The 4,934-nt window shown below is 68.8% G+C and carries 4 protein-coding genes and 1 pseudogene; 3 read left to right on the forward strand and 2 right to left on the reverse strand.

All coding sequences use genetic code 11. The features are described 5' to 3' along the window. Window positions 1-1,499 (forward strand): penicillin-binding transpeptidase domain-containing protein (locus PSV33_RS02360; protein ID WP_300558164.1); only part of this gene is annotated, 1,499 nt, incomplete at its 5' end. A gap of 106 nt (window positions 1,500-1,605) precedes the next feature. Further along, a complete protein-coding gene (locus tag PSV33_RS02365; protein ID WP_300558167.1) occupies window positions 1,606-2,823 on the forward strand; it encodes an MFS transporter in 1,218 nt (405 codons plus the stop codon). A gap of 21 nt (window positions 2,824-2,844) precedes the next feature. Here the strand turns inward: PSV33_RS02365 and PSV33_RS02370 are convergent, their stop codons facing one another. Together PSV33_RS02370 and PSV33_RS02375 are read right to left on the reverse strand one after the other, a co-directional pair. Continuing rightward, window positions 2,845-3,939 (reverse strand): PHB depolymerase family esterase, encoded by a 1,095-nt coding sequence (locus tag PSV33_RS02370; protein ID WP_300558171.1) that lies wholly within the window; start codon window positions 3,937-3,939, stop codon window positions 2,845-2,847. A 44-nt stretch (window positions 3,940-3,983) separates the two neighbouring features. After that, the gene (locus PSV33_RS02375; RefSeq protein ID WP_300558169.1) at window positions 3,984-4,409 is read right to left on the reverse strand and encodes a CopG family transcriptional regulator; all 426 of its coding nucleotides are present in this window, start codon (window positions 4,407-4,409) and stop codon (window positions 3,984-3,986) included. Window positions 4,410-4,626: 217 nt separating this feature from the next. Between PSV33_RS02375 and PSV33_RS02380 the strand changes: the two are divergent. Continuing rightward, window positions 4,627-4,934, forward strand: a pseudogene (locus PSV33_RS02380) (hypothetical protein); the annotation flags it as partial.

Raw genomic sequence — 4,934 nt, forward strand, 5'->3', positions numbered from 1 at the left:
TCGACTCGCGGCTGCAGGCCCAGGCCAACCAGGCGCTGATCCGCCAGGCCGACAAGCTGCAGGGCGTGGCCAACGGCGAGTGGGGGCCGCGCGCATGGGCCGCCAAAAAAGACATCGTGAAAGCCTTTGTGCGCGAGAGCGCCGAGTACAAGGCCGCCCGCGAGTCCGGCCAGACCGACGAGGAGGCCCTCAAGCGGCTGCAGGCTGACACGGCCTTCATGCTGGCACTGCGCCAGGACAAGACGCGGCTGCAGGCCGGCTTTGTGGCCATGGACCCGCGCAACGGCCAGGTGCGGGCCTGGGTGGGCAGCCGCAATTTTGTGCAGGACCCGTTCGACCATGTGCAGCAGGCGCGCCGCCAGCCGGGCTCGACCTTCAAGCCCTTTGTGTACGGGGCCGCTTTTGAAAACGGCGCACGCCCGGGCGACACCTTCATCGATGGTGATGTGGAAATTCCGCTGGGCAACGGCGCCGTCTGGCGCCCGCGGGACAGCGGCACCCCCACCTACGCTCCCATGACGCTTCGCGACGGTCTGGCTTTTTCCAGGAACACCATCACCGCGCAGGTCATGCAGAGCGTCGGCCCGACCAAGGTGGCCAGCCTGGCGCAGGCCATGGGCGTGCGCCAAAGCAAGCTCGACGTGGTGCCCTCGCTGGCGCTTGGCACCAGCCCGGTGACCCTGAAGGAAATGGTGTCGGCCTACAGCACCATTGCCAACAGCGGCAGCTACATCGAGCCTCTCCTGATCACCGGCGTGGAAGACCGCAACGGCAAGGTGCTGCAGACCTTCCAGGCCGCTGTGCCTGAACAGGCCCTGTCCATTCCTTCTGCGCAGGTGTTGCTGGACGTGATGCGCGGCGTGATTGACCGCGGCACCGGCACCGGCATCCGCTCGCGTTTCGGCATCCAGGCCGACGTGGCCGGCAAGACCGGCACCACGCAGGACAACACCGACGGCTGGTTTGTGCTGATGCACTCGCAGCTGGTGGCCGGCGCCTGGGTCGGCTTCAACGACAACCGCGTGACGCTCAGCGACTACTGGGGCCAGGGCGCCCACAGCGCGCTGCCCATCGTGGGCGATTTTTTCCAGCAGGCGCTGCGGAGCCGGGTGGTGGACACCAACGCGCGTTTCGATGCGCCGCGCGGCAGCGGCCAGACCGAGACAGTGATCGAGCCGGTGGTCGACCAGGTGGGCGACTGGCTGCGCGGGCTTTTCCCGTCGCCGTCGCAACCGGTCACGCCGCGGCAGCCGCCGGCCGAAGAGCAGGCCCTGCCAACGTACACGCCGCCGCCGCCCGTCTACGTCCCGCCGGTGTACAGCCCGGCACCACAGCCCGCGCCACCGCCGCCGGGCGGCGATCCGCGCTGGGAGCCTATCCCCGGCGCCCGGCCGATGTCGGGTGGGGGCGCTGCGCCGCAGCCCGGTGTGGTGATCGGCCTGCCGCAGGGCGACCGCCAGCCGCAGTACGTGCCCCTGCCGCCTGGTCAGGTGCGCTGACGAGCCGGCCTCGCCCGCCCACCAAGCGCGTTTGCCGGCGCCTGCCTACAATGGGCCGGCGCCTGCCCCATGAGGTTTGCAGCGCGTCAACCAACCTTTTTCCTGCGTGACCACCCCCCCCGTTTCTGCCCCTTTGTCCGCGGCCACGCGCCGCTCCATCGTGCTGCTGTCGCTGGCCACTTTTGCCAGCATGTCGGCCCAGCGCATCTGCGACGCCATGCTGCCCGAGCTGTCGCGCGTGTTTGCCGTCAGCCTGGGGCAGGCGGCGCTGGTGGTGTCGGTGTTTGCAGTGACTTACGGCGTGGCGCAGCTGTTCTACGGCCCGCTGGGCGACCGCTTCGGCAAGTTCCGCATCGTCACCTTTGCCACGCTGGGTTGCTGTGTCGGCAGCGTGGCGGCCACGCTGGCCACCAGCCTGGACATGCTGGTGTGGGCGCGCCTGCTGATGGCGCTGGGCGCGGCCGCGCTGATTCCGCTCACCATGGCCTGGGTCGGCGACACCGTGCCGTCCGACCAGCTGCAGGAAATGCTCACCCGCACCGGTCTTGGCAGCACGCTGGGCATTGTGGGCGGCCAGCTTGCCGGCGGCCTGCTGACCGACGCGCTGGGCTGGCGCTGGGCTTTTGCGTTTTTGACGCTGCTGTTCGGTGTGGTCGGCGTACTGCTGTGGGGCGACTGGCGCCGGCAGCAGGCGGCCCCGGCTGTGCCGGTGGCAGCAGCGGCCATGCCGGGCGCGCGGCACGGTTTTGTGAAACAGGCGCTGCTCATCATCACCGGCCCGTGGTCACGTGTGGTGCTGTTGATGGCACTGGTCGAAGGGGCTGCGGGTTTTGGCGTGCTGGCCATCTGGGCCTCGCACCTGCACCGCTCGCTGGGCCTGTCGCTGTCGCTGGCTGGCGCCATCGTGGCGCTGTTCGGCCTGGGCGGGGTGATGTACATGGCGGTGGGGCGCCACATGATTCACCGCTTTGGCCAGCAAAGACTGGTGCTGCTGGGTGGCCTGCTGGTGGGGCTGTGCGCGCTGGTGCTGGCCTTCACGCCGCACTGGCTGCCCGCCGTGCCCGCGAGCCTGCTGGCCGGCTTTGGTTTTTTCATGTTCCACAACACCATGCAGGCCAACGCCACGCAGATGGCGCCCGGCGCGCGCGGCACGGCCGTCTCGCTGTTTGCCTCGTTCCTGTTCCTGGGCCAGTCGGTGGGCGTGGTGGTGGCCGCCGGCCTGATCAGCCGCATCGGCACCGGTGCGGTGGTGGCGCTGGGCGGCGCCGTGATGGCTGTCGAAGGCGTGTTCTTCGCGTGGGCGCTGCGCCGGCGCGACGCGTAGCGGGCCGGCGCAGCGCGGTCTTCAGTGGGCCTGGCAGCGCGGATGCGCCATGAAAAACCGCAGCATTTCGACACTGGCGTCGGGGCCGTGCGCGTCGGTGTAACTGCCTCTGGCGCTGCCGCCTGACCAGGCGTGCGCCGCACCGTGCACCAGCCAGTGCTCGGCCACCACTGTGCCATCGGGCGCGCGGTGCACGCTGCGTGTGTGGGCACGCCCGCCCGGCGTGGCCAGCTGCTCGACATCCACGCTGCTGCCCCTGCCAGCGCTGGCCGCCACCACCTGTTGTCCGTTGGCGGGGTGCACCGTGGTGTCGGCGTCGCCGTGAAAAACAATGGTGGCCACGCCGCTGGCGCTTCCGCTGGTGCGCAGCGGGTTGCCGCCGCCTTTCATGGCGCCCAGCGCCGAGGGCAGGTCGGTCGCGCTGCCTGCGGCCAGCCCGGAATGCACGCCCACCGCTGCATACAGCTCCGGGTAGGCATTGCCCAGAATCGCCGCCATGGCACCGCCCGCCGACAGGCCGGCCACGTACACGCGATCGGCATCCACCGTGTGGGCGGTCATCACCTCGTGCGTCATGCCGGCCAGCAGCGCCGGCTCGCCACGGCCGCGCGCCTGGTGGTTGTGTTTGAACCAGTTCCAGCAGCGCTGCGGGTTGGCCTGCTGCGACTGCGCGGGGTAGAGCACATAAAAGCCCTGCGCGGCGGCGAGTTCGTTCATAGCGGTGCCGGCGGCAAAATCGTCCGGGTTCTGGGTGCAGCCGTGCAGCATCACCACCAACGGCAGCGCGCGCTGCCCCGCGCCCGGCGGAATATAAAGCTTGAAGTCGCGGCGACCGGCAGCGTCGCTGTGGCTGCCGGCGATGAAGCGGCCGGCGCCAGGTGCGTCGTTCGCGGCGGGGCCCGGCGGCGCGGGCGCATTGGTGTCGGGCACCTCGCGCGCAAGCACGTCGCTCACGTCCGCCATGGCGCGCATCGCGCGGGGGGCCGCTGGGACCGGGGCAGGGGCTGGCGCAGTGCCCGCCAGCGCGGCCTGAATGGCTGCGGTGGCGGCGCGCAGGTCGCCGCTGCGGGTCAGGCGGGCGGCGTTGCGCATCATCTGCTGGAAGTCGGGGGTCATCGGGTTCATCAGGTTCTTTCGGTTCTGTTCAGGGGTTCAGGGGGTCAAGCCATGCGCTGCACCAGCGCGGCCTTGACGGCGGGGCTGGCATGCAGGGCGCCCAGCACGGTGATGGATTCAATGGTGGCCAGCGCCAGCGCGGGTGTGACCTCGGGCGCAATCGAGGCCAGCCCCAGCACGCGGATCTGCAGCTTCTCGCCGGCCGCCTGCAAGGCCAGCAGGTCGGCCTGGCTGTAATGCTGGATGCCCAGCACCAGCGTCTTGCGCGACACCACCTGGCGCACCACCTCGCCGTGGGTGCTGAGCTGGTTGCGGATGGCGGTGCGTATCAGGTCGGTGCGGTTGGCGTAAAACCCTTCCTGCACCAGCAGGTCGATCTGGCCCAGGTCCACACACCCGAGGTTGATGGTGATTTTTTCGTCCACCGGCCGGGGTGGGGACGTTTGCGAGTTTTTGCTGGGTTTTGGCATAAAACCATCTTAACACCATCTGTATGGATGGTATATAGATGGTTTTTGTGGATTTATGGATGGCATCCCCTGCTGGGCCGGGCACAGCGGCTCCCGGCTCCCTGATGCGATGTTTTATGAAGGCAATTGGCCTTCAGCCCTTACAGGACGTGCGCGAGCAGCTATCTATCTGGTAGCAAGCCGGGTGCCCGGTCACTTACCGCATACTTCAGCCACCATGGCTACCGCGCCCCGCAAGACTCCCCGAAAGAAAAGCCCGCCGGCCGCAACCGCCGACGCTGCGCCTGCCGCGCCGCGCGCCAAAAAACCGCCGCGCACCCCGCGCAGCCACCACTACCACGTGTACGTGATCGAGCTGTCAGATGAAGTGTGGAACGTGGGACGCTTTCGCCGCGCCAACCCCGACTACCAGCTCGGCAAACCGTTTGTGTATGTGGGCATGACGGGGCTGGACCCCGATGTGCGTTTCGACAAACACAAGGCCGGCATCCAGTCCAACGTGTATGTGCAGAAGTGGGGTGTGCG

It is taken from the genome of Polaromonas sp., from assembly GCF_029945895.1.
GTDB lineage: Bacteria > Pseudomonadota > Gammaproteobacteria > Burkholderiales > Burkholderiaceae_C > Polaromonas.

What these genes read in the sequence shown, in the direction of transcription:
- PSV33_RS02375 (WP_300558169.1), bottom strand. Translation starts at nt 4,409, where the DNA reads ATGCCAAAACCCAGCAAAAACTCGCAAACGTCCCCACCCCGGCCGGTG.
- PSV33_RS02370 (WP_300558171.1), bottom strand. Translation starts at nt 3,939, where the DNA reads ATGACCCCCGACTTCCAGCAGATGATGCGCAACGCCGCCCGCCTGACC.